This window comes from Microcystis sp. M20BS1 (genome assembly GCF_020245305.1).
Classification (GTDB): Bacteria; Cyanobacteriota; Cyanobacteriia; order Cyanobacteriales; family Microcystaceae; genus Microcystis; species Microcystis ichthyoblabe_A.
Window position 1 is genome coordinate 1 of record NZ_JADBUZ010000225.1, and the last position, 4,238, is coordinate 4,238.

Annotated in this window: 4 protein-coding genes; all 4 read right to left on the reverse strand. The window is 46.1% G+C overall.

Going from position 1 to position 4,238, the window contains the following annotated elements:
* A partial coding sequence (locus IM507_RS21325; protein WP_287637709.1) for an ELWxxDGT repeat protein occupies window positions 1-3,165 on the reverse strand: 3,165 nt, incomplete at its 3' end.
* Window positions 3,166-3,287: 122 nt separating this feature from the next.
* Window positions 3,288-3,791, reverse strand: coding sequence for a hypothetical protein (locus IM507_RS21330; protein ID WP_069473976.1), 504 nt, complete (start codon window positions 3,789-3,791; stop codon window positions 3,288-3,290).
* A gap of 36 nt (window positions 3,792-3,827) precedes the next feature.
* Complete coding sequence (locus IM507_RS21335; RefSeq protein ID WP_002736962.1) at window positions 3,828-4,004, reverse strand: hypothetical protein; 177 nt, start codon at window positions 4,002-4,004, stop codon at window positions 3,828-3,830.
* A 50-nt stretch (window positions 4,005-4,054) separates the two neighbouring features.
* A partial coding sequence (locus IM507_RS21340; protein ID WP_287637710.1) for a DUF4351 domain-containing protein occupies window positions 4,055-4,238 on the reverse strand: 184 nt, incomplete at its 5' end.

Consider the following 4,238-nt stretch of genomic DNA (forward strand, 5'->3'; position numbering starts at 1 on the left):
AATAACGAGGTAAGTTCCAGCTATTGCACCGGTTGTTACCTGCACTAAGGCGGCACTATTAACCCCTAATCCTTGATTACCTGTAATCGCTCCATTAGCATCAGTAAATACTTGATTGATTAAATTCTGTAAAGTGGTGACAGTGCTATTAGCAGCACGACTGAAACTAATCGGTGCATTGGTGGCGAGTCCACCTTGAGTTAATAAGTCAATTTTATCAGTATTGATGGCAAAATCTGTGATACGATCGCTTGTTGATATGGTAGATTGGCCAAATTGGAAGATGAAAGTATCTGCACCTGGACCACCGGTTAGAATATCAATTCCCGCACCTCCATTGATTTGATTATTGCCACTATTTCCGGTGATATTATTGTTACCAGCGTTACCTGTACCATTAATATTATTAGTGCCAATTAGTTTGAGGTTTTCGACACCGTTAGGTAAAGTACGAGTGAGAATGCTTTGCCAAGTATCAGTAATGATAACTCCTGCTGTTTCTTCATCAGGATTAATGATAGCATTAGTCGCATTTGACAAGGTTACTGCAAAGACTTCATCCGGTTCATTAAGGTCATCATTGAGAATGGGAATGGTAATAGTAGCAGTAGAAGCATTAGCGGGAATGATGAGAGTTCCTGTCTGGCTAGTGTAATCTACATTAGCATTAGCATCAATGGGTGCAGTAGCATAATTAACACTAATTTGTTGTGGATTGGGATTATTTACAGTGACGGTGAGAACTGCATTACTATTTTTACCTTCGACAACAGTAATGATGTCGTTGATGGAGAGTTGGGAAAAGTCGTCATTGGTAATTGTCCCCGTCACTGCGGTTGGTGTACCTATTGTATAACCTGTCCCCGCAGCAAGAGTTAAAATAACAGTTTCGTTACTTTCTACTATTGTGTCAGCAGTGGGGTCAACGGTTACGGTAGCAGTGGATGAACCAGCAACAAAGGTGACTGTATTGGTAGTCCCTGTACGAGTGTAGTCGGTATTTAAAGTCGCTGTCCCTCCGAGGGTGTAATTGACTGTTAAAGCATTACTTGTTACTCCGCTACGGGTGAAAGTATAAACCAGATTATTTGTCCCGTCTTCGGTAACACTTCCAGGAGAGACCGCAAGAGTAACATTGGTATCATCATTATTAATCGTCCCCGTCACTGCGGTTGGTGTACCTATTGTATAACCAGTCCCCGAAGTAAGAGTTAAGGCGACCGTTTCATTGTTTTCCACTGTAGTATCAGCAGTGGGGTCAACGATTACGGTAGCAGTAGTAGCATTAGCTGCGAAGGTGACAGTATTGTTAGTCCCGCTGCGAGTGTAATCGGTATTGAGAGTCGCAGTCCCCCCAATACTGTAATTGACTGTCAAAGCACTTGTTGTTACTCCACTACGAGTGAAGGTATAAACCAGATTACTTGTCCCGTCTTCAGTTACGCTTGCGGGAGAAACCGCCAGGGTGACACTGGTATCATCATTTTGAATGGCTCCGGTGGCAGTAGCGGTGGTAATAGTAGCGCCGTTGGTGGCATTGGAGAGGGTAACGGTAAAGTTTTCGTTCGGTTCTACTGTTGTATCTCCCTGAACGTCAACAGTAATCACCTTACTGATTTCCCCCGTCGTAAAACTCACTACCCCACTGGGTAACACTCCCCCGACAAAATCAGTGGCATTGGCAGGATTGCTGCCGCTGCCGGTAACTGCCCAGTTGACGTTATTGCTTCCCGTGGTATTAACCGCACGAGTGACGGTGAAGGTAAAGGCTTTACTGCCACTATTGCCCTCGGTTTGATTGGCACTGGTGGCGGCAATAGCGAGGGTGGGAACTGCGGGCGTACCCACATTTAAAGCCCACAAGTCATAACCGTTAACGCCGTCATTGGCGCTGAAGTACAGGGTGCTGCCCACTACCCTCAAATTGCGGGGGTTAGAGCCATTGGAACCAGGGCGGATGTCGGCTACCAGAACTGTACCGGCCGCCGTGCCGTCGCTTTTCCACAATTCCTCACCGTTAACGTCGTCAAAGGCAGTGAAGTACAGGGTATTGCCCACTGCCGTTAGATAGCGGGGGAGGGAGCTAGAGTAACCAGGGCGGATATCTTTGACCAGAACCGTACCCGCCGCTGTGCCGTCGCTTTTCCACAATTCTCTACCGTTAACGCTGTCAATGGGAGTGAAGAACAGGGTATTGCCTACTGCCGTTAAATTGTTGGGGTAAGTGCCAGGGATATAGGGGTGCTGCACGCCGATATCTTTGACCAGAACCGTACCCGCCGCTGTGCCGTCGCTTTTCCACAATTCTCTACCGTTAACGCCGCCGTAACCGCCGCCGTCATTGGCGCTGAAGAACACTGTGTTACCCACCGCCGTCAGATAGCTTGGGTTGGACGAACCGGGGGCGATATCTTTGACCAAAACCGTACCGGCCGCCGTGCCGTCGCTCTTCCACAATTCCCGACCATTTACGCCGTTATCGGCAGTGAAAAAGAGGGTATTGCCTACTGCTGTCGGAAAGCGGATGTTGGAGCCATTGGAACCAGGGCGGATATCTTTGACCCGAACTGTACCGGCCGCTGTGCCGTCGCTTTTCCACAATTCCTCACCGTTAACGTCGTCAAAGGCAGTGAAGTACAGGGTATTGCCCACCGCCGTCAAATTGCGGGGGCCAGAGCCATTGGAACCAGGGCCGATGTCGGCTACCAGAACTGTACCCGCCGCTGTGCCGTCGCTTTTCCACAATTCCTCACCGTTAACGTCGTCAAAGGCATTGAAGTACAGGGTATTGCCCACCGCTGTTAGATTGCGGGGGTTGGAACTCAAGCCACCAGTGATAACGCCACCGGAGCTAGAGGAGCCGGGGCGGATGTCCTTGACCAGAACCGTACCCGCAGCCGTGCCGTCGCTCTTCCATAATTCCTTACCGTTCACCCCGTCATCAGAGGTAAAGTACAAGGTGTTGCCCACTACTGTAAGACTGCCTGGCGAGGAGCTAGAGGAACCAGGGCGGATGTCCTTGACCAGAACCGTACCCAGCGCCGTACCGTCGCTTTTCCACAATTCAGTGCCGTTAACGCCGTCAGCGGCGCTGAAGTAGAGGGTATTACCCACCACCGTTAGATTGCTGGGATTGATATCCTTAACTAAAAAAGGAGTTGACATGATTTTTTCCTGAATAAAGAGTAAAAATTAAACAATTAAGCCCCTAAAGAAGGCACCATCCACACCGATTGAGTGCCGTCGAGGTCGGTATCTCTCAAAGAAACCCGTTTTCTAAAGAAGTTCTAGGATTGGATTTTTGCCAAAGACTGCTTAAATTCTGCGAGAGAATTAGCGGTAGCTGCTAATTTTAGTAGCTCTTCTAAGATAGTAGGGTTAGTGATGTTGCCGATTATCTCTTCAATTTCTGAAGAAATTTGTCCAAACCGCACAGTTAAAACTGTTTTTATGTCATCGCGGCTTTTTTCTAACGCGCCAATTTCCTTGCCAATTTCCTTACCAATTTCCTTACCAATTTCCTTACCAATTTCCTTACCGCGTTCCATTCCTCGTAACTCCATATTACTCATTAAAGGCATGGTTCTTTCCTCCTCAAATTGTTTGATTTTACTCTCTAAACTTGACTGCAATTCAGAGGATAAAGTCATCATATTGTCGATGATTTCAAACAGTTTAATTATCTGTTCTCTCTCGAACTCCTTTTCATATAATCCCCTGATTAACCTCCACTTCCACTGTTCCCGTTCTGGCAGCTTCCCAGTAGTCGCTTTTGTTTTCAGGTGTGCCATGACTATTATAGCAAAGGGATTGCTACTTGCTTCCAATTAGTCACTGATAACTGATAACTGGTAACTGGTAACTGATAACTGATAACTGATAACTGATAACTGATAACTGATTAGTTGGTGAACTTCAGGAAAGAAGAAATGTAAAAACGCCTCAAAATACTCGGTTAAAGCTTCTTTCCAAGGTTCATCATAATTAGCGGTTGTCTGTTTCATTATGACAATTTTAGTGGGTTGTTGTCAGAAGGTGAACGCTAACCTCAAAACTAAGCAGTTAAAGTATTTAACCAATTGATTAAATCTTTAACTGTAGAGAAATCGAATAAAGCTTCTGCTAATGCTTCGACATCATCAATACTTAACTCCATGATTTTAGTTTCTAATGAAGGATTAATCTCCCCTAACTTGCGTTTAAGTTGACGAAGAATCAATGTCTTTTCCCGTTCAATA